The organism is uncultured Tateyamaria sp. (assembly GCF_947503415.1).
Lineage (GTDB): Bacteria > Pseudomonadota > Alphaproteobacteria > Rhodobacterales > Rhodobacteraceae > Tateyamaria.
In genome coordinates, this window is sequence record NZ_CANNDS010000004.1 from 283844 (window position 1) to 302858 (window position 19015).

Consider the following 19015-nt stretch of genomic DNA (forward strand, 5'->3'; position numbering starts at 1 on the left):
AAGAGGTTCATATGTTTGATCTGACAGGAAAATCCGCGCTGATCACCGGCGCTTCGGGTGGCATCGGAGCGGAAATTGCACGCACGCTGCACACCGCCGGGGCGACCGTGGGTCTTAGCGGGACGCGCACCGATCCGCTTGAGGCGCTGGCCAGCGAGCTTGGAGAGCGGGCGCATGTGCTGCCCTGCAACCTCAGTGACTTCGCAGCCGTGGATGCGCTGCCCAAACAGGCGACAGAGGCGATGGGCGCGCTCGACATCCTCGTGAACAATGCGGGGATCACGCGTGACAACCTGTTCATGCGGATGTCGGATGACGAATGGCAATCGGTGATTGATGTGAACCTCACCTCGACCTTCAAGCTGTGCAAAGGGGTCATGCGGGGCATGATGAAGGCGCGCTGGGGCCGGATTGTGAATATCAGCTCGGTTGTCGGGGCCACGGGTAATCCGGGCCAGGCCAACTATGCAGCAAGCAAGGCGGGTATGGTGGGCATGTCGAAAAGCCTCGCCTACGAGGTCGCAAGCCGTGGGATCACGGTGAACGCCGTGGCACCGGGCTTTATCGCGACGGCCATGACTGACAAGTTGACGGACGACCAAAAGACTGGAATCATGGAACAAATTCCTGCCGGTCGCATGGGTGAGGCGCATGAAATCGCTGCCGCAACCCTGTATCTGGCCAGCCCCGAGGCGGCCTATGTCACGGGCACGACCTTGCACGTCAATGGCGGCATGGCCATGTTGTAGGCGCGAGGGCCTGACCCTACACGCTGCGTATTGCCATCTTTTCGGGATATGCTATAGGCGGCGCAGTTTCCGGCGGCGGGCCACTATCACGGCCCGGCGCTGCACCGCCCCTCACGGGGCGAGGCTTCACCGCCCCAAGGGGGCAAGACCAGAGCCCTGTATGCACAGGGACACCACTTGGGGGCGCCACGATTTGCCCCGGCATAGAATGAGGACAGTCATATGAGCGACATCGCCGATCGCGTGAAGAAGATCGTTGTGGAACACCTGGGTGTGGACGAAGAAAAGGTGACAGAAAACGCCTCGTTCATCGATGACCTGGGCGCTGACAGCCTGGACACCGTGGAACTGGTCATGGCGTTCGAAGAGGAATTCGGTATCGAAATCCCTGATGACGCGGCCGAAACCATCCAGACATTCGGCGACGCAGTGGGCTTCATCACCAAAGCCTCGTAAGGTTTTCGGGCATTTGCTCGACAGAACGGCGTTCTTTCATGCGAAAGGACGCCGTTTTTTTGTGCCCGGCAGATGGGCTCTTGCCTTTGCTGTCCCCGCGGGGACAAGGTTTGTCAAAACAAACATATTGTTCGGGCAGGACATACACCATGGGCAGACATGTGCCGACCATCAACACGGCGCGCGTGACCTTGCGCGCAATGCGGCCGGGCGAGTTCGACCGCTTTGCCGAGATTTGGGCGATGCCCGAAGTTGCAACCTACATCGGCGGCACACCGCGCAGTCGTGACATGTCCTGGAAAGCGTTTCTGGGCATAGCAGGCCACTGGCAGGTCACGGGCTTTGGCCAGTGGGGCATTGAAGAACATGGATCTCAAAAGCTGGTCGGTCAGGTCGGTTTCTTCTACGGCGCGCGGGGCTTGGGAGAGGATTTTGACACCGTGCCCGAAGCGGGCTGGGTGTTGGCGCCCGAGGCGCAGGGCCGTGGCCTTGGGATTGAGGCCGTGCAGGCGGCACACGACTGGTTTGACCGTGTCGTGACCGGGCCTTTGGTGTGCATGATGGACCCGGAACATGAGGCGTCGGCGCGGATCGCTGGTCATATCGGCTATGTCGATATGCGGATGGCCGAGGATGAGTTTGGCCCGATCCAGCTGAAGCTGCGCAAGTCCCCGCCTCAGGCGGGATCCTATTGAGCGCGCTGTGCGCGCATTACATTTTTCACTTGGCGCTTCGGGCTCACCAAAGCGAGATAGGTTGCGGCTGCGTAGGCAGACGCGGCCAGTGGCAAGGACTGCCTTTGTTTGCAAAAGCTGTCAGCCACACCGTGGAGTAGCTAGTTGCCGATCATCAAAGCTGTCAGCCATACCATGGAGCAGTAGGGTGCATCCCCTGTCGGGACTTGAACAGGGGACACACGGCGCGGTAAGAGGCGGGCCAGAAACGTGAAGGGGCATGAGCAGATGCGCAGAGTTGTCGTGACAGGTCTTGGACTGGTGACGCCGTTGGCCGATGGGGTCGAGGCCAGCTGGAGCCGTATTCTGGATGGCCAATCGGGTGCAGGTCCGATCACCGGTTTTGACACCGAAGGTCTTGCCACCACATACGCGTGCGAAGTGCCCCTCGGGGATGGCAGCGATGGCACCTTCAATGCCGACACCTACATGGCGCCGAAAGAACAGCGCAAGGTCGACACCTTTATCATGTTTGGTCTCGCCGCCGCCCAGCAGGCGGTCGAGGATGCAGGCTGGATGCCGGAAGACACCGAGAGCCTTGAGCGCACAGGCGTTCTGATTGGCTCCGGTATTGGTGGGTTGAACTCCATCGCGAACACCGCCGTGATGATGGAAGAGAAGGGGCCGCGCCGCGTGTCGCCCTTCTTTGTGCCGGGTGCGCTGATCAACCTGATCTCCGGTCAGGTGAGCATCAAGTACGGGTTCAAGGGGCCGAACCATTCGGTTGTGACAGCCTGTTCCACCGGGGCGCACGCCATTGGTGACGCGAGCCGCCTGATCCAGCATGGGGATGCCGACGTGATGATTGCGGGCGGGGCTGAGGCTGCGATCTGCAAGATCGGGATTGCCGGGTTCAATGCGTGCAAGGCCCTGTCCACGAAACGCGCGGATGATCCCCAAGCGGCGAGCCGTCCTTATGATGCGGACCGGGATGGGTTTGTGATGGGCGAGGGCGCGGGCATCGTTGTGCTTGAAGAATATGAACACGCCGTGGCCCGCGGTGCGAAGATTTATGCCGAGGTTCTGGGCTATGGCCTGTCCGGTGATGCCTACCACATCACGGCCCCGTCCGAGGATGGTGAGGGCGGCGAGCGGTCCATGAAGGCTGCACTGCGCAACGCAGGGCTGGAGCCGTCGGACATCGACTATATCAATGCGCACGGCACCTCGACCATGGCCGACACGATTGAGTTGGGCGCGGTGGAGCGTTTGTTGGGCGATCATGCAGGCAATGTAACCATGTCCTCGACCAAGTCAGCGACAGGGCACTTGTTGGGGGCTGCGGGCGCGATTGAGGGGATTTTCTCGATCTTGGCCATCCGCGATCAAGTGTGTCCGCCGACCATCAATCTGGACAATCCGGCTGTTGAGACGCCCGTTGATCTGGTACCGAATGCCAAGCGGGCGCGCAAGGTGGACTATGCCTTGTCCAACAGCTTTGGCTTTGGTGGAACAAACGCCAGCGTGATCTTTGGAAAGGTCAGCTGATGTGGCGATCCATCGCCTCGAACGCACTGACATTTCTGATCGTGGCCCTGTTTGTTCTGGGCGGATTAATCCTGTGGGGACGTGGCCAGTATGAAGGCCCCGGACCGCTGACCGATGCGATTTGCGTGCAAGTGGATCGCGGATCGAACTTTCGCCGTGTGAGTGCCGATCTGGAAGAGCAGGGCGCTGTGTCCTATGGCTGGATTTTTCGGACGGGTGCCGACTATTCAGGCAAAACCGGCGAGTTGAAGGCCGGGAGTTTCCTGGTCGAGCCGGGTGCGTCCATGGAAGAGATCGTGGATGCGGTGACCCGGGGCGGGGCCAGCACGTGCGGGACCGAAGTGGTCTATCGCGTCGGGGTCAACCGCTTGAGCGCGCAGGTCCGCGAGTTGGACCCGGCCACCAATCGTTTTGTGGAGCGGGCCGAGTTTCAGCCGGGTGAGGAAGAGACACCCGCCATCTATAGTGAAGTGCGTGAAGGACAGGACACGCGGTATCGCATCGCCCTGGCCGAGGGTGTGACCAGCTGGCAGGTGGTGAATGCCCTTCAGAACATGGACGTGCTGTCGGGTGAGGTGTCCGAGATCCCGCCCGAGGGTGCGCTTGCGCCGGACAGCTACGAAGTCCGCGAGGGGGATGACCGTGCCGGCATTCTTGCGCAGATGACCGAGCAGCAGGAGTTGTGGGTGTCGGCTGCGTGGGAGTCTCGCGATCCAGATCTGCCGCTGGAGAGCCCGGAGGAATTGCTGACACTGGCGTCCATCATCGAGAAAGAGACGGGGGTCGCCGAGGAGCGGCGTCAGGTGGCGTCTGTCTTTGTGAACCGGTTGAACCGGGGCATGCGCCTGCAGACCGACCCCACCGTCATCTATGGTGTCACGCGGGGGCAGGGTGTGCTGGGCCGTGGCCTGCGCCGGTCCGAGTTGCGGGCGGCGACGCCGTGGAACACATATGTCATTCAGGGACTGCCGCCGACGCCCATCGCGAACCCCGGGCGTGCAAGCCTGATGGCGGCGGCGCAACCGGATGAGACGCCGTATGTGTTCTTTGTGGCCGATGGGACGGGCGGGCACGCCTTTGCCGAGACATTGGACGAGCACAACCGGAATGTGGCGCGCTGGCGTGAGATTGAAGCGGAACGGGCGAACCAGTCGGACGGGGGATAGGCCGGGAAAGGTGGCGGGCTGAAGCCCGCCCTACGGGCTGTTTGAACCGTTTTGATATTTGTCCCCGCGGGGACAGACAACCGTTGTTGTGGGGGATCAAGAGGTTACGTGTTGCGTTAACCACATTTTAACCTCTCGATTAGGAATTTGTTAATCGTACCGTACGGTTAGCGGGCGCAGCTCATCCGGAATTCGCTTGACTCTGCGAACGGTCACACGTATAACTTGTGTCAAGCTAGAAGAAGTGGGCAAGCGGCCGTCGGAGTGATCCGAGGTCGCTTTTCTGTTTCTCTCGTGCGGAGACAATCCAACGCATGAGAGGTCATATCACATGACACTGATTACCCCGGAGGCTGAAGAAGCCCGCAGCGAGGAGCTTGTCTCTTCGATGCAGGCTTCGCTCGCTGAATTGCGACAGACAATCCAAGCCTTCAAAGAAAAGGCGGATGCCGGGGAGGAATTCAAGGAAACCGAGGTGAACGGCCAGCTGACATCCTTGTCAAAGCTGGTGGTGAGCCTGCAAGGAGCGGAGCACAAGCTTGACACGTTCAGACAAGCCCGCAGTGGCATTGCCCAAAACGGATATGCTTTCGACCTTAGCATTGCCCGAGCTCAGGTTCGGTGCGCGCTTGGTCGCTTGCGCGACTGTGGACGCACAGGATCGGTTTCTGAGTGAGTTGGAGGCGGAGGGCGCTTTGGGCGCCCTCCCTTTTTTGTTCGAATTCTGGGCCATGGAGCACCAGCTGCCACCTGAGGGGGATTGGCGGACCTGGGTGATCATGGGCGGGCGCGGTGCGGGCAAGACCCGGGCCGGGGCGGAGTGGGTGCGCAGCATGGTCGAAGGTGACATGCCGCTGGACAAGGGCAAGGCCAGGCGCGTTGCATTGGTGGGCGAGACCATCGAGCAGGTGCGGGAGGTCATGGTGTTTGGCGAAAGCGGTTTGCTGGCCTGTTCGCCATCGGACCGGCGGCCCAAGTTTCATGCAGGCCGCAAGATGCTGGAATGGCCCAACGGGGCTGTTGCCACAATTCACACGGCCTTTGACCCCGAAGGATTGCGGGGGCCGCAATTTGACTGTGCATGGGTGGACGAGCTGGCCAAGTGGAAACGCGGGGCCGAGACCTGGGACATGCTGCAATTTGCGTTGCGGCTGGGCGATGATCCACGCTGTTGCGTGACGACGACGCCGCGCAATGTCGAGGTTTTGAAAGAGCTTTTGGAGCAGTCATCGACTGTTGTCACGCATGCGCCAACCGAGGCCAATGCGGCCAATCTGGCGTCGTCGTTCCTTGCCGAGGTCAAGCGCCGCTATGCTGGGACGCGGTTGGGCCGGCAGGAGCTGGAAGGCATTCTGCTGAGTGATGCCGAGGGCGCGCTGTGGACCACAGCGATGCTGGATGCTGTGCGCCGCAAGCGCAAGCCGAAGCTTGATCGCGTGGTGGTGGGGCTGGACCCTGCGGTGTCGTCGGGCAAAGCGTCGGACGCGTGTGGGATTATCGTGGCTGGCGTGTCGATGGACGGCCCGCCGCAGGATTGGCGCGCCCATGTGATTGCCGATTGCACCGTGCAGGGACTGGGACCTGCAGGCTGGGCGCAGGCGGCCATTGATGCGATGAAGAAATACGATGCTGACCGCCTCGTGGCCGAGGTCAATCAGGGCGGGCAGCTTGTCAGCGAGGTGATCCGGCAGGTCGACCCGCTGGTGTCTTTGAAGACTGTGCACGCCTCTCGGGGCAAGGTGGCGCGATCGGAGCCGGTGGCGGCCTTGTACGAGCAGGACCGTGTGACACATGCGTTGGAACTGGGGCCTTTGGAGGATCAGATGACGCGGATGACCCGCGCTGGCTATGAGGGACAGGGGTCGCCGGACCGGGTCGATGCTTTGGTCTGGGCGTTGCACGAGTTGATGATCGAGCCCGCTGGCCAGTACCAGAGGCCCGGTGTGCGCCGGTTGTGAGCGGCCCTGCGGGGCGAGTTTATTTGGCAAGATGAAGCAGGGGATGACCCTTGCGGTGAGGCGGTTCTTTTTGAGCCGCCTTTTTCTTTGGACGACGGGCCGGGCGGCCCATTGGGATCAAAAGGAGACCCTTCGTGTTTGATTTCTTTCGGAACCGGGCTGTGGCGGATGTACCAGAGCAGAAGGCAAGTGCGACGGGGAAGGTTGTGGCCTGGCAGACGGGGGGCCGTGTGGCGTGGTCCCCGCGCGATGCGGTGTCTTTGACCCGTTCGGGCTTTTCCGGGAACCCGGTTGGGTTTCGGTCCGTCAAGCTGATTGCTGAGGCTGCTGCGGCCTTGCCCCTGGTTTTGCAGGATATGGAGCAACGCTTTGACGTGCATCCGCTGCTTTCGCTGATCAAGCGGCCCAATCCGGGGCAGGGGCGTGCGGAGCTCTTGGAGGCGCTCTATGCGCAGCTTTTGCTGTCCGGGAATGCCTATGTCGAGGCCGTGGCCGGCGAAAGCGGCGCGCCGCTGGAGTTGCATGTGTTGCGGTCGGACCGGATGTCTGTTGTGCCCGGTGCGGATGGGTGGCCTGTGGCCTATGACTATTCCGTGGGCGGCAAGACGCACCGTTTTGACGCCTCCGGGCCGGTGAGCCCGATCTGTCATATCAAGAGCTTTCATCCCCAGGATGATCATTACGGGTTTTCGCCCATGCAGGCGGCGGCCATGGCGCTGGATGTCCATACGGCGGCGTCTCGGTGGTCGAAGTCCTTGCTGGATAACGCGGCGCGTCCTTCGGGGGCCATTGTGTATCGCGGGTCTGATGGCCAATCGCAATTGTCAGGCGATCAATATGACCGTCTGGTGAGTGAGATCGAGACCAACCATTCGGGCGCGCGCAATGCGGGGCGGCCGATGTTGCTTGAGGGTGGTCTGGATTGGAAGCCGATGGGCTTTTCGCCGTCGGACATGGAGTTCCAGAAGACCAAGGAGGCTGCGGCGCGGGAGATCGCGTTGGCCTTTGGCGTGCCGCCGATGCTTTTGGGCATTCAGGGTGATGCCACTTACGCCAATTATCAGGAGGCGAACCGGGCGTTTTATCGTTTGACAGTTCTGCCCCTGGCCACGCGCGTGGCGGCGGCTTTGGCCGAATGGCTTGGTGCCCATACGGGCGAGGATGTGGTGCTGTCTCCGGATCTGGATCAGGTGCCTGCCTTGTCTGCCGAGCGCGACGCGCAGTGGGCGCGGGTGGCAGGGGCCGATTTCCTGAGCGTGGCCGAGAAGCGCCGTCTGTTGGGTCTGCCCGCGGTGGCCGAGGAGGATGCGGATGGATGATGCGAAGCTTTGGGAAAAGTTTGCGTGCGGTCCGGGGCTGAAACTGGAAGCCCATGAGCGTCTGACGGAAGTTCACTTCGCCAATATTCTTGACCGTTTGCAGCGTCTTGAGACGTTGATGGAGCGGTTGGAGAAGCGGCTTTGGCTGACTGTCTATGGCGTTGTGGCCGTTGTTCTGGCGACTGGGTTTCAATCGATCATGGCGGCGATACCCCATTAGTGGGCCGCATTGAGAATGAGGAGAGAGCAGATGCAGGCAGAAACCGGTCTGGAGACGAAATTTGCGCGCTTTGGCGACAGTGTCGAAGTGCAGGACGGCACCGTGATCGAGGGCTATGCCAGCCTGTTCGGTGCCTGCGATCAAGGTGGTGATGTCGTGGGCAAGGGCGCTTATGCGGCGTCGTTGAAGACCATTGCCGCCGAGGGGCGCAACGTGAAGATGCTGTGGCAACACGATCCGGCCTATCCCATCGGGGTGTGGGACGAGGTGCGGGAAGATGCCAAGGGGCTTTGGGTGAAGGGGCGGCTGTTGCCGTCCATTGCCAAGGGTCGCGAGGCGGCGGAGCTGATTGGTGCGGGGGCCATTGATGGCCTGTCCATCGGCTACCAGACCGTGAAGGCCACGAAGAACGACAAGGGCCAGCGGCTCTTGACCGAACTGGAGCTTTGGGAGGTGTCGCTTGTGACCTTCCCGATGCTGCCCAGTGCGCGGGTGGCGGCCAAGGCCGAAGAGATGTCTTCGGATCAGGACGCGCATCTGCGTGACATGGCGGCGGCCCTGCGGGCTGCGCGCGCGGAGTTGGCGCAGCGCTGACGCGCAGGGCCGTTTCATACCAACCATCAAGGACATGCTGATGAGCAAGACCGAGATCAAGGCTCGGGCCGGGGAAGGTTTGTCCCCCGCCCAGGACGTGGCCGAAGCCGTGCAGGGTTTCGTCACGGAATTCAAAGGCTTCCAAGCCGAACTGCAATCCAAACTTCAACAAACGGAAGAGCGACTGACCATGCTGGATCGGAAAAACATGACTGCGACGCGTACCCCTCTGGCCGGGGCCGTCGAATTGGGTGCCCCCCATCAGAAGGCGTTCAATGCCTATCTGCGTTCGGGCGAAGATGATGGCCTGCGTGGCCTTGAACTGGAGGGCAAATCGCTGTCCACGGCAGTGAATTCGGATGGCGGCTACCTTGTAGATCCGACCACATCCGAGAGCGTGAAGTCGGTTCTGAACGCAACCGCGTCGATCCGTTCCATCGCAAGCGTCGTGAATGTCGAAGCGACGTCCTATGACGTGCTGGTGGATCACACCGACGTCGGCGCAGGCTGGGCGACCGAAACGGCCACACAGGCCGAGACCGACACCCCCACCATTGACCGCATCACCATCCCGCTGCATGAGCTGTCGGCCCTGCCGAAAGCGTCACAGCGCCTGCTGGACGACAGCGCGTTTGATATCGAAGCGTGGCTCGCTGGTCGTATTGCCGACAAGTTCGCCCGCGCCGAAGCGGCTGCTTTCATCAACGGTGATGGCGTGGACAAGCCCCGCGGTTTCCTGACCCACACATCGGTCGACAATGACGTGTGGGCCTGGGGCAACCTTGGCTATGTGCCTTCGGGTATCGACGGTGACGTGACTGCCGAGGCTATCATCGACGTGGTGTATGCCCTGGGTGCTGAATACCGCGCCAACGCGTCCTTCGTGATGAACTCCAAGACCGCTGGTCTTGTGCGCAAGCTCAAGGACAATGACGGTCGTTTCCTGTGGTCGGACGGTCTGGCCGCTGGTCAGCCTGCGACCCTGATGGGTTACCCCGTCCTGATCGCCGAAGACATGCCTGATGCGGACAGCGATGCCGACGCCATTGCGTTTGGTGACTTTGCCGCCGGTTACACCGTGGCCGAGCGTCCTGACCTGCGTGTCCTGCGTGACCCCTTCAGCGCGAAGCCCCACGTCCTGTTCTATGCCACCAAGCGCGTTGGCGGTGACGTGAGCGACTTTGCGGCCATCAAGCTGCTGAAATTCGCGACAGCCTAAGGGTTGATCGTGGATGGCCGGGGGTGGGTGACCATCCCCGGTTCCGGGTGCGCGCTGAAGTGCGCCGTGTTGTCTAGCTGCTCCCCTCCGTCCGAGCAACGTGGACTGGCGCGCACCCGGGCCTTTGGAGCCGAGGGGCAGAGTTTTTCTGGAGATGTTCCATGATGTTGAACGAAGTGACCACGGTGCCTGATGCAGCACTTCCGGTCGAGCAATTCAAGGCGCATCTGCGTCTGGGCAGCGGGTTTGGCAATGACAGCGTACAGGATGCGGTGTTGGTCAGCTTTTTGCGAGCGGCTGTCACGGCGATCGAGGCGCGCACGGGCAAGGTCCTGATCGCGCGTGATTTTGTTCTGTCGGTAACGGCATTGGCTGCGGATGATGCCGTTGCTTTGCCCGTGGCGCCTGTCGCTGCGATTGGCGCGGTCGCTCTGGTCGATCGTGCGGGCGATGAGACGCCTATCGGCGGTGATCTGTTTTGGCTTGAGCGTGACATGCACCGCCCGCGTCTGCGGTCGGTCGGTCACGCGCTGCCGACGATCCCTGTTGCCGGAACTATGACCGTGAGCTTCACCGCCGGGTACGGGGCTGTCTGGTCCGAGGTGCCGGCTGATCTGGCGCAGGCTGTGATGCTTTTGGCTTCGCATTACTATGAATTCCGCCATGAGACGACCTTGAGTGAAGGTTGCATGCCCTTTGGCGTGACCAGTCTGATCGAGCGCTACAAGCCCATTCGTTTGGGCGGGGGTGTCCGGTGAAGACGCCGCGCCTGAACCGGCGCCTGAACCTGGAAAGCCCATCTCGCGCATCTGATGGAGCGGGGGGGTACGCCGAAAGCTGGACGTCCTTGGGTGTGATCTGGGCCGAACTGACGGCGCGGACGGGTCGCGAAACGGTGACCACCGGGGCAGCTGTTTCTGCCGTGCCTTACACTGTCGTTGTGCGTGGTGCGCCCGTGGGTCACCCAGAACGCCCCATGGCCGAGCAACGTTTCCGAGATGGAAACCGCCTGTTCAACATCCGCAGTGTGGCCGAGCGCGACCCCGAGGGTCGCTATCTGGTCTGCATGGCCGACGAGGAGATCGCGATATGAGCTATGCTGTTGCAGCGGCGCTTCAAAGCGCCGTGTTTGCTGCTGTTGCTGCTGATCTGGCCGTGGGAGATGCGGTTGGAGATGCTGTGTATGACGCGCTGCCCAGTGGCGCGTTGCCGAGCCTTTATGTCAACCTTGGTCCCGAGACCGTGCGTGTGGCGGATGACAAGACGGGCAGTGGCGCCGTTCACAACTTTGTCGTGTCTGTCGTGACTGACGTCCCCGGTTTTTTTGCGGCCAAGGAAGCTGCAGGCGCTGTGTGTGACGTGTTGCATGATGCTGACTTGCCTCTGGATCGTGGGCGCCTCGTGTCCCTGCGATTTGAGCGTGCCCGCGCCGTCAAGATCGACAAGGGCACAGGGCGCCGCATTGATCTGACTTTCCGCGCGCGGACTGAAGACAACTAATCAACCAATTTCAAACGGAGAAAACCCATGGGTGCTCAGAACGGAAAGGACCTGCTGCTGAAGGTCGACATGACCTCGGACGGGCAGTTCGAAACCATTGCTGGTCTGCGGGCGACACGCGTCAGTTTCAACGCTGAGAGTGTCGACGTCACCAGTCTGGAAAGCCAAGGTGGCTGGCGTGAGCTGCTCGCTGGTGCCGGTGTTCGGTCCGCCAACATTTCAGGTGGTGGTGTCTTCAAGGACGAAGGCACGGACGAACGCGCGCGCCAGATCTTTTTTGACGGAGAGACACCGGAGTTCCAGGTTATCATCCCCGACTTCGGCATTGTCGAAGGCTCGTTTCAGGTGACGTCGCTGGAATACAGTGGGAGCCACAATGGCGAGGCGACCTATGAGATGTCGCTGGCATCTGCTGGCGCGCTGACCTTTACGGCGCTTGTGGCCTGATGACCAATCCTTGGAGGGGAGAGGTCACGCTGGTGGTTGAGGGGGCGCCGCAGGTGATGCGGCTGACCCTTGGAGCGCTTGCAGGGCTTGAGGCGGCTTTGGCTGAGCCTTCGTTGGTTGCCTTGGTCGAACGATTTGAACAGGGCCGGTTTTCGAGCGGTGATGTATTGGCCGTGTTGAAAGCCGGGCTTGTTGGCGGTGGGGCGGCTTTTGATCCCGCGCAACTCGATCATGCTGAGATCGCAGGTGGTCCGATGGGTGCTGCTCGCGCTGCAGCTGAGTTGATCGCCCGCGCTTTCGTGGTGCCAGAGGTATGACCAAGACACTTGACTGGCCCGCCTTGATGCGGGCCGGGATGCAGGGGCTTCGCCTGACGCCTGAGGCGTTCTGGGCGCTGACCCCTGCCGAATTGCAGATGATGCTGGGCACACCGGGTCAGAGCGCGCCGCTGTTGAGTGGTGGGCTGGATGCTCTGATGGCTGCCTGGCCGGACGAACAGTCGGAAGGGGATCAGACATGAGCGATTACCGAGATGAGATTGAAAATCTCGAAGATCATACCGATGGATTGCGTCAGACACTGGATGCGACAACGATCATGGTGACTGGCTTTGACAGCGAGTTGCGGCGGATGCGCGAAAGCCTTGCTGCGACCAACAAGGACGTGGCGACCCTTGAGAAGGGTTTGTCGCGCGGTTTGCGGAAGGCTTTTGACGGGTTGGTGTTTGATGGGCTGAGTCTGTCGGATGCCTTGGATACCGTGGCCAACTCCATGATCAACGCGACGTATAATGCTGCGATCAAGCCCGTAACCGATCATGTCGGCGGGTTGCTTGCCACTGGTGCCGGCGGGCTCTTCGAGAAGATCCTGCCCTTTGCCGATGGCGCGCCCTTTAGCCAGGGTCGCGTGATGCCCTTTGCGTCTGGCGGCATTGTCAGTTCGGCCACACCTTTTGGAATGCGTGGTGGTACCGGTGTGATGGGCGAGGCAGGACCAGAGGCCATCATGCCGTTGGCCCGTGGCCCGGACGGCAAGTTGGGCGTGCGTGGAGGCGGCGGGCAGGGCGGCCCGACCGTGGTGATGAATATCACGACGCCGGACGTACAGGGTTTTGCCCGATCCCAGAACCAGATCGCCGCACAGATGAACCGCGCGCTGAGCCGCGCGAGCCGAAACCGTTAAGAAATTGAAGGGGAGCCAAGGCCATGAATTTTCACGAGGTTCGATTTCCCGCGTCCTTGAGCTTTGGCTCGGTTGGCGGGCCACAACGCCGCACAGAAGTTGTGACCCTTGCCAATGGGTTTGAGGAGCGCAACACGCCGTGGGCGCATTCGCGTCGCCGATATGATGCAGGTTTGGGGATGCGATCATTGGATGATGTCGAGACGTTGATCGCGTTCTTTGAAGCCCGGATGGGACAGATGTATGGGTTCCGCTGGAAGGACTGGGCGGATTTCAAGTCTGGTGCTGCAAGCGCTGACCCGCGCTTTTCAGACCAGACAATCGCTCAGGGTGATGGCATTGTCGACACCTTCCCGCTTCTCAAAACCTATCGCTCCGGCGAGTTTTCATATTCCCGCCCAATCGTGAAACCCGTGGCTGGCACTGTCCGCGTGGGCTTGGGTCGTGATGAAATGCAGGAAGGCGTGGATTACGACGTAGATCTGTCCACCGGGTTGATCACATTCCAGCACCCCCCAGAAGAGAATGAGGAAATCACAGCTGGTTTCGAATTCGATGTACCCGTGCGTTTTGATACGGACCAAATTCAGACCTCGGTTGCGAGCTTCCAAGCGGGCACGGTCCCTAACGTTCCAATCATCGAGGTGCGTGTGTGATGAGCGGGCAAAGTGAAGAGTTTCTCGCACACGCTGGAACAGGTGTCACAACGTTGTGCCGGGCGTGGGCTATTCTGCGGACAGACGGCAAGACCTTTGGCTTCACCGACCATGACACGCCTCTAAACTTCGATGGCATAGAGTTTCGGGCGGACACCGGCTTGTCGGCGGCTGCCTTGGCGCAGAGTACAGGCTTGAGCGTCGACAACACTGAAGCATTGGGTGCGTTGACTGATGCATCCGTGCGCGAAGATGAGATCGAAGCGGGTCGTTTTGACAATGCAGAAGTACGCGCTTGGATGGTCAACTGGGCAAAGCCGGACGTGCGATGGCTTCAATTTCGTGGCTCAATTGGTGAGTTGCGTCGTTCAGGCGGCGCGTTCCATGCGGAATTGCGCGGATTGACCGAAGCCCTGAACAGACCGTTGGGCCGTATATACCAAAAGCCATGTACAGCAGTACTGGGTGATGGCTCGTGCGGCTTTGACCTGAGCCAACCGGGATATGTGTTCGAAGGCCAACCGGATCGCGTGATCGATAACCGTGTTTTCGAGTGGGACGATCTGGCCGGCTTTGAACCCCGGTGGTTCTCCCGTGGCCGTCTTGATGTGACATCGGGAAATGCAGCAGGGCTTTGGGGGATGATCAAGCGCGATGCGTTCGAAGACGGCGTACGGCGGATTGAGCTGTGGGAAGCCGTGCGCGGACAGATGAACCGCGCTGATGCGGTCCGGCTAACCGCTGGCTGCGACAAGCGTTTTGATACCTGCCGTTTAAAGTTCAACAACTTGCTGAATTTTCAGGGTTTTCCTGATTTGCCAAGTGATGACTGGATGATGACCTATCCCACCTCCGGTGGCACAAATTCTGGGGGGAGCCTGCGATGACTGTGTCACCGTCGTTGATCGTTAAAGAGGCGCGAACCTGGATTGGTACACCTTATGTCCACCAGATGGCTGCGCGCGGGGCGGGCACGGATTGTCTGGGCCTGGTCCGCGGTGTGTGGCGGGCGCTTTTCGGGTCCGAGCCGGAGTTACCTCCCGCCTATAGCATGGATTGGTCGGAGCCGCAGGGCGAAGAACAATTGTGGGGTGCTGCGTCTCGCCACTTGCATCCGAAGCAATTGAATACCTTGGCGGTTGGCGATGTGATCCTCTTTCGCATGCGCGAGGGTTCCATTGCCAAGCATTTGGGAATTCAAGCTGGCATTGGCGCCGCACCAAGTTTTGTTCACGCATATAGCGGACATGGCGTTGTTGAAAGCCCCATGAGCGAACCCTGGGCCCGACGCGCTGTGGCCCGTTTCCAATTTCCCGATGTGGAGGCCGACTGATGGCAACCGTAGTACTTTCTGCCGCTGGCGCGGCTATTGGCGGATCGATTGGTGGCACTGCCTTGGGCTTGTCATCGGTTGCGATCGGGCGCGCGATTGGAGCAACGCTGGGTCGGGTCATCGACCAACGTGTGATGGGGCAGGGTTCTGATGTCGTAGAGCACGGTAAGGTTGACCGTTTTAGATTGTCGAATTCGGGTGAAGGCGCGCCTATCTCGCAACTGTACGGCCGTATGCGTTTAGGTGGTCAGGTGATTTGGTCTTCGGATTTCAAGGAAACCGTCACTGTCACCGGTGGCGGTGGAGGCGGCAAAGGTACTGGCGGCCAGAAAGCGTCGCCAAAAGTGCGTGAATACTCTTATTCCGTCAGCCTTGCCCTCGCCGTTTGCGAAGGGGAAATCACGCGGATTGGCCGCGTCTGGGCTGACGGCGAAGAGGTGTCAATCAACGATTTGAACATGCGCGTTTACACCGGCGCGCGGGATCAACTTCCTGATCCGTTGATGGAAGCCACCGAAGGGCAGGGTCTGGTCCCGGCGTATCGGGGTACTGCCTATGTGGTTATTGAAAACCTCGCGCTGGGCCAATTCGGCAATCGTGTGCCGCAGCTGTCCTTCGAAGTTGTCCGCCCAGAGCAACCAGAAGAGGTTGGTGCAGACGAAGAGATCACGCGCGCAGTAGAGGCTGTCGCGCTGATGCCCGGTACTGGTGAATACGCATTGGCGACGACCGCGGTCAATTATGTCGATGGGAACCGAGGCCGATGGAGCGCGAATATCAACACCCCCGCTGGCCGGCCAGATTTTGCTGTGTCGTTGGATGCGCTGACGACGGAGATGCCGAACTGTGAAGCGGCGTCCTTGATTGTTTCCTGGTTTGGTAACGATCTGAGGTGTGGGTCTTGCGAGGTTAAACCGAAAGTCGAACGCCTTGATATTGACGGTGAGAACATGCCGTGGCGGGTTGCGCATAGGCTGCGGAACACTGTGGAGCGTGTCCCTTACATAAATGATCGTCCGATTTATGGAGGTACGCCAGCTGACGCAGCTGTTGTGGAAGCCATCAACGGCCTACGTGCTGCAGGCAAGAATGTGATGTTCTATCCATTCATTCTGATGGACCAATTGGAAGGCAACGATTTGCCAAATCCATATGCTCCGGATGACACTCAGCCGCATTTGCCATGGCGTGGTCGCATCACCCTGTCTCGTGCACCCGGCGTGGACGGATCACCCGACGGGACCGAAGCAGCAGAAGCTGAGGTCGACGCGTTTTTTGGAACAGTCACGGCGGCGGATTTCCGCGTCACAGGCTCATTTGAGTACTTCGGTCCTCAAGAATGGTCTTTGTCGCGCTTTATTTTGCACTATGCGGCGTTGTGTCGTTGGGCAGGCGGGGTGGAGTCGTTCTGCATAGGCTCCGAGATGCGCGGCTTGACCCAGATCCGCGGAGTTGAGAACCGTTTTTATGCTGTACAGAAGCTGAAGGAACTTGCAGCGCAAGTTCGCCTGCTACTTGGGCCAGATACTAAGATCAGTTACGCAGCGGATTGGACCGAATACTTTGGTTATCAACCGCAAGACGGTTCAGGTGACCGCTTCTTCCATCTTGATCCGCTTTGGGCCGACGACAATATCGATTTTATCGGCATTGATAACTATATGCCTGTGTCGGACTGGCGCGAAGGTGACGATCACGCGGACGCTCACTGGCAAGATATATACAACTTGGACTATCTAAGCGCTAATATCGAGGGTGGCGAGGGGTATGATTGGTACTACCAATCGGCCGAAGCAGAAGCGGCACAAATACGCACACCGATCACTGACGGGGCTCACGACGAGCCTTGGATTTACAGGTACAAAGATATTCGAAATTGGTGGAGCAACGCGCACCACGAACGTATCGATGGTGTTCGTTCAGCGAGCTCGACCGACTGGGTGCCAGGATCTAAGCCTATCTGGTTTACAGAGTTTGGTTGCGCCGCAATCGACAAGGGTACAAATCAACCTAACAAGTTTCTCGATCAGAAATCGTCCGAGAGCAGTCTGCCGAAGTATTCGAACGGTGCACGCGACGATCTGATCCAGAAACAGTACCTGCGCGCGGTACATAGTTATTGGCGGGATCCGGAAAACAACCCGGCCGCTACTGACTACGAAGGCCGAATGGTGGATATGTCGAGGGCTTTCGTTTGGGCGTGGGATGCGCGGCCTTATCCATTTTTTCCGAACTCTTTGCGCATGTGGTCTGACGGCGAGAACTATCCACGCGGGCACTGGATCAACGGGCGTACCTCGGGTCGTAGTCTTGCGTCGGTCGTTGGTGAAATCTGTGAGCGGTCGGGGTTGAAACACTACGACACGTCAGAGTTATTTGGGTATGTTCGAGGCTACGTTGTTGATGACGTCACCGATGCGCGCGGCGCGTTGCAGCCGCTCATGTTGCGGTTTGCGTTCGATGCGATTGAGCGTGATGGCATCCTGAAATTCATTTCGCGGACAGGCAAACGCGCCGTATCGCTTCCTTCGGATACCATTGCCATCCATCCGGACTTGGATGGTCGATTGGAGCAAGCACGCGAATCGGAGGCCGAGTTGGCTGGTCGAGTGCGCGTAAGGTTTGTGCAAACTGATGGCAACTTTGATGTCCTGTCTGAGGAAGCGATCCTTGCCGACGACGCAACGCACGCCGTGTCCACAAGCGAAGTTCCAATGGCTTTGACGCGACCTGAAGGGAGGCAAGTTGCCGAACGGTGGCTGGCCGAAGCCCGGATTGCCAGAGAAGCCATCAAGCTTGCATTGCCACCGTCACAAATTGGCGTTGGGGCTGGTGATGTCATAGAAGTAACGGCGGATCAGTCTGAAGGCGCTGGGCTTTATCGCGTAGATCGGGTCGAGCACGGTGAAATGCAGCTTTTGGAGGCGGTGCGTATTGAGCCGGAAGTCTATACGCCTTCCGAGCTTTCCGACGAACTTGCAGGTGTGCGGGAATTCGTACCACCAGTACCATTGACATCGGTTTTCCTGGACTTGCCACTGTTGTCCGGAGACGAGGTTGAGCATGCACCGCACCTCGCCGTGACGGGAACCCCGTGGCCTGGAAGCGTCGCAGTGTACCAATCGCCGACTGAGTCTGACTTCGTACTCAACTCAGTCGTCGCTGCCCGATCAAGTATTGGTTTTTTGAGTAGTCCGCTTCGGCGCAGCGCTACAGGAGTAATCGATCGTGGTGCACCGTTGGAGGTTAAGATGCTCCATGGGACGCTGCAATCCATTCCGGATCTTGCTTTTCTGAGTGGTGGCAACTTGGCCGCCGTCGGTGATGGGTCGCCGGATAATTGGGAGCTGGTGCAATTCCAGAGTGCAGAACTTATCGCACCTGATCAGTATCTCGTTTCCGAACGCCTTCGGGGTCAAGCGGGGACGGACGCATTCATTGCCGACGAGTGGCCTGTAGGCTCTTGGTTCGTGTTGTTAAATGGTGTGCCATCACAGATTGAGTTGTCGAGAGCGCTGCGCCGTGTCTCTCAGACTTTTCGTTTCGGCCCTGGTCAGAGAAGTTTTGATGATCCGTCTTACACTCAGACTGCGGCCGCATTTAATGGTAACGGGCTGCGACCGTACGCGCCGGTTCATCTTCGATTGTCGGATGGAACCTCTGGCGTCAGTGCTGAGTGGATTCGACGCACGCGACTAGACGGTGACGATTGGGGTTTGCCAGAAGTGCCGCTGGCGGAAGAGGCGGAAAGCTATACCGTTCGTGTGACCCAAGGCGGGGAGGTCAAGCGAGAAGTCGTCGTTGATTCACCACAATGGGCGTATACGTCATCGATGCAAGATGCTGATGAGATCATTGGTGGTTTTGACATATCGGTTGCGCAGAATTCGGCGCGATTTGGTCCTGGTCCGTTCAAAACGGCATCCTGGGGCAACTGACAGAGTGCGATGACTATGGATTGATCTCATTTTGCAATGATATCCATCACGGGTTT

Annotated in this window: 22 protein-coding genes; all 22 read left to right on the forward strand. The window is 59.6% G+C overall.

All coding sequences use genetic code 11. The features are described 5' to 3' along the window. Window positions 1–11: 11 nt before the first annotated feature. The 22 genes from fabG (at window position 12) to Q1A32_RS20460 (ending at window position 18959) form a co-directional block, all read left to right on the forward strand. Window positions 12–749, forward strand: coding sequence for a 3-oxoacyl-ACP reductase FabG (gene fabG / locus Q1A32_RS20355; RefSeq protein ID WP_299657453.1), 738 nt, complete (start codon window positions 12–14; stop codon window positions 747–749). A 222-nt stretch (window positions 750–971) separates the two neighbouring features. Next, window positions 972–1205, forward strand: a complete 234-nt coding sequence (locus tag Q1A32_RS20360; RefSeq protein WP_299614217.1) for an acyl carrier protein — start codon at window positions 972–974, stop codon at window positions 1203–1205. Window positions 1206–1354: 149 nt separating this feature from the next. Next, entirely contained in the window at window positions 1355–1900 is a 546-nt protein-coding gene (locus Q1A32_RS20365) for a GNAT family N-acetyltransferase (protein ID WP_299614218.1), read from the forward strand. A gap of 267 nt (window positions 1901–2167) precedes the next feature. Beyond that, complete coding sequence (gene fabF / locus Q1A32_RS20370; protein ID WP_299657456.1) at window positions 2168–3427, forward strand: beta-ketoacyl-ACP synthase II; 1260 nt, start codon at window positions 2168–2170, stop codon at window positions 3425–3427. Continuing rightward, window positions 3427–4593, forward strand: a complete 1167-nt coding sequence (gene mltG, locus Q1A32_RS20375) for an endolytic transglycosylase MltG (RefSeq protein ID WP_299657459.1) — start codon at window positions 3427–3429, stop codon at window positions 4591–4593. The genes fabF and mltG overlap by 1 nt, the downstream gene beginning before the upstream one ends. Before the next feature lie 331 nt (window positions 4594–4924). Beyond that, a complete protein-coding gene (locus Q1A32_RS20380) occupies window positions 4925–5269 on the forward strand; it encodes a hypothetical protein (RefSeq protein ID WP_299657462.1) in 345 nt (114 codons plus the stop codon). A 55-nt stretch (window positions 5270–5324) separates the two neighbouring features. After that, window positions 5325–6551 (forward strand): DNA-packaging protein, encoded by a 1227-nt coding sequence (locus Q1A32_RS20385; RefSeq protein ID WP_299657635.1) that lies wholly within the window; start codon window positions 5325–5327, stop codon window positions 6549–6551. A gap of 134 nt (window positions 6552–6685) precedes the next feature. Further along, window positions 6686–7870 (forward strand): phage portal protein, encoded by a 1185-nt coding sequence (locus tag Q1A32_RS20390; RefSeq protein WP_299657465.1) that lies wholly within the window; start codon window positions 6686–6688, stop codon window positions 7868–7870. Beyond that, on the forward strand, window positions 7863–8090 hold the full coding sequence (locus tag Q1A32_RS20395; RefSeq protein ID WP_299614223.1) for a hypothetical protein: 228 nt from the start codon (window positions 7863–7865) through the stop codon (window positions 8088–8090). Before Q1A32_RS20390 ends, Q1A32_RS20395 begins: the two co-directional genes overlap by 8 nt. Window positions 8091–8120: 30 nt before the next feature. After that, complete coding sequence (locus Q1A32_RS20400; RefSeq protein ID WP_299657468.1) at window positions 8121–8684, forward strand: HK97 family phage prohead protease; 564 nt, start codon at window positions 8121–8123, stop codon at window positions 8682–8684. A gap of 40 nt (window positions 8685–8724) precedes the next feature. Continuing rightward, complete coding sequence (locus Q1A32_RS20405; RefSeq protein ID WP_299614226.1) at window positions 8725–9903, forward strand: phage major capsid protein; 1179 nt, start codon at window positions 8725–8727, stop codon at window positions 9901–9903. Between the two features lie 161 nt (window positions 9904–10064). Beyond that, window positions 10065–10661, forward strand: a complete 597-nt coding sequence (locus tag Q1A32_RS20410; RefSeq protein WP_299657471.1) for a head-tail connector protein — start codon at window positions 10065–10067, stop codon at window positions 10659–10661. Then, entirely contained in the window at window positions 10658–10996 is a 339-nt protein-coding gene (locus tag Q1A32_RS20415; RefSeq protein ID WP_299614228.1) for a phage head closure protein, read from the forward strand. Before Q1A32_RS20410 ends, Q1A32_RS20415 begins: the two co-directional genes overlap by 4 nt. Further along, a complete protein-coding gene (locus Q1A32_RS20420; RefSeq protein WP_299657474.1) occupies window positions 10993–11403 on the forward strand; it encodes a DUF3168 domain-containing protein in 411 nt (136 codons plus the stop codon). Before Q1A32_RS20415 ends, Q1A32_RS20420 begins: the two co-directional genes overlap by 4 nt. Before the next feature lie 27 nt (window positions 11404–11430). Then, window positions 11431–11850: a phage major tail protein, TP901-1 family gene (locus Q1A32_RS20425; RefSeq protein ID WP_299657476.1), complete on the forward strand. Its 420-nt coding sequence runs from the start codon at window positions 11431–11433 to the stop codon at window positions 11848–11850. Continuing rightward, window positions 11850–12167 carry a gene transfer agent family protein gene (locus tag Q1A32_RS20430; protein WP_299614231.1) on the forward strand — a complete coding sequence of 106 codons (318 nt, stop codon included), beginning with the start codon at window positions 11850–11852 and terminating at the stop codon, window positions 12165–12167. Before Q1A32_RS20425 ends, Q1A32_RS20430 begins: the two co-directional genes overlap by 1 nt. Next, window positions 12164–12370 (forward strand): rcc01693 family protein, encoded by a 207-nt coding sequence (locus tag Q1A32_RS20435; RefSeq protein ID WP_299614233.1) that lies wholly within the window; start codon window positions 12164–12166, stop codon window positions 12368–12370. Before Q1A32_RS20430 ends, Q1A32_RS20435 begins: the two co-directional genes overlap by 4 nt. Beyond that, window positions 12367–13032: a phage tail tape measure protein gene (locus Q1A32_RS20440; RefSeq protein WP_299657479.1), complete on the forward strand. Its 666-nt coding sequence runs from the start codon at window positions 12367–12369 to the stop codon at window positions 13030–13032. Before Q1A32_RS20435 ends, Q1A32_RS20440 begins: the two co-directional genes overlap by 4 nt. 23 nt (window positions 13033–13055) lie before the next feature. After that, window positions 13056–13688, forward strand: coding sequence for a DUF2460 domain-containing protein (locus tag Q1A32_RS20445; RefSeq protein WP_299657482.1), 633 nt, complete (start codon window positions 13056–13058; stop codon window positions 13686–13688). Further along, window positions 13688–14575: a DUF2163 domain-containing protein gene (locus tag Q1A32_RS20450; protein WP_299657485.1), complete on the forward strand. Its 888-nt coding sequence runs from the start codon at window positions 13688–13690 to the stop codon at window positions 14573–14575. Before Q1A32_RS20445 ends, Q1A32_RS20450 begins: the two co-directional genes overlap by 1 nt. Beyond that, window positions 14572–15021, forward strand: coding sequence for an NlpC/P60 family protein (locus tag Q1A32_RS20455; protein WP_299657488.1), 450 nt, complete (start codon window positions 14572–14574; stop codon window positions 15019–15021). Before Q1A32_RS20450 ends, Q1A32_RS20455 begins: the two co-directional genes overlap by 4 nt. After that, window positions 15021–18959: a glycoside hydrolase/phage tail family protein gene (locus Q1A32_RS20460; protein WP_299657491.1), complete on the forward strand. Its 3939-nt coding sequence runs from the start codon at window positions 15021–15023 to the stop codon at window positions 18957–18959. The genes Q1A32_RS20455 and Q1A32_RS20460 overlap by 1 nt, the downstream gene beginning before the upstream one ends. Window positions 18960–19015: the final 56 nt, after the last annotated feature.

Excerpts from the sequence above, each read along its gene's own strand:
- fabG (WP_299657453.1), top strand. The coding sequence starts at position 12 with ATGTTTGATCTGACAGGAAAATCCGCGCTGATCACCGGCGCTTCGGGT.
- Q1A32_RS20360 (WP_299614217.1), top strand. The coding sequence starts at position 972 with ATGAGCGACATCGCCGATCGCGTGAAGAAGATCGTTGTGGAACACCTG.
- Q1A32_RS20365 (WP_299614218.1), top strand. The coding sequence starts at position 1,355 with ATGGGCAGACATGTGCCGACCATCAACACGGCGCGCGTGACCTTGCGC.
- fabF (WP_299657456.1), top strand. The coding sequence starts at position 2,168 with ATGCGCAGAGTTGTCGTGACAGGTCTTGGACTGGTGACGCCGTTGGCC.
- mltG (WP_299657459.1), top strand. The coding sequence starts at position 3,427 with ATGTGGCGATCCATCGCCTCGAACGCACTGACATTTCTGATCGTGGCC.
- Q1A32_RS20380 (WP_299657462.1), top strand. The coding sequence starts at position 4,925 with ATGACACTGATTACCCCGGAGGCTGAAGAAGCCCGCAGCGAGGAGCTT.
- Q1A32_RS20385 (WP_299657635.1), top strand. The coding sequence starts at position 5,325 with ATGGAGCACCAGCTGCCACCTGAGGGGGATTGGCGGACCTGGGTGATC.
- Q1A32_RS20395 (WP_299614223.1), top strand. The coding sequence starts at position 7,863 with ATGGATGATGCGAAGCTTTGGGAAAAGTTTGCGTGCGGTCCGGGGCTG.
- Q1A32_RS20400 (WP_299657468.1), top strand. The coding sequence starts at position 8,121 with ATGCAGGCAGAAACCGGTCTGGAGACGAAATTTGCGCGCTTTGGCGAC.
- Q1A32_RS20405 (WP_299614226.1), top strand. The coding sequence starts at position 8,725 with ATGAGCAAGACCGAGATCAAGGCTCGGGCCGGGGAAGGTTTGTCCCCC.
- Q1A32_RS20410 (WP_299657471.1), top strand. The coding sequence starts at position 10,065 with ATGATGTTGAACGAAGTGACCACGGTGCCTGATGCAGCACTTCCGGTC.
- Q1A32_RS20420 (WP_299657474.1), top strand. The coding sequence starts at position 10,993 with ATGAGCTATGCTGTTGCAGCGGCGCTTCAAAGCGCCGTGTTTGCTGCT.
- Q1A32_RS20425 (WP_299657476.1), top strand. The coding sequence starts at position 11,431 with ATGGGTGCTCAGAACGGAAAGGACCTGCTGCTGAAGGTCGACATGACC.
- Q1A32_RS20430 (WP_299614231.1), top strand. The coding sequence starts at position 11,850 with ATGACCAATCCTTGGAGGGGAGAGGTCACGCTGGTGGTTGAGGGGGCG.
- Q1A32_RS20435 (WP_299614233.1), top strand. The coding sequence starts at position 12,164 with ATGACCAAGACACTTGACTGGCCCGCCTTGATGCGGGCCGGGATGCAG.
- Q1A32_RS20440 (WP_299657479.1), top strand. The coding sequence starts at position 12,367 with ATGAGCGATTACCGAGATGAGATTGAAAATCTCGAAGATCATACCGAT.
- Q1A32_RS20445 (WP_299657482.1), top strand. The coding sequence starts at position 13,056 with ATGAATTTTCACGAGGTTCGATTTCCCGCGTCCTTGAGCTTTGGCTCG.
- Q1A32_RS20450 (WP_299657485.1), top strand. The coding sequence starts at position 13,688 with ATGAGCGGGCAAAGTGAAGAGTTTCTCGCACACGCTGGAACAGGTGTC.
- Q1A32_RS20455 (WP_299657488.1), top strand. The coding sequence starts at position 14,572 with ATGACTGTGTCACCGTCGTTGATCGTTAAAGAGGCGCGAACCTGGATT.
- Q1A32_RS20460 (WP_299657491.1), top strand. The coding sequence starts at position 15,021 with ATGGCAACCGTAGTACTTTCTGCCGCTGGCGCGGCTATTGGCGGATCG.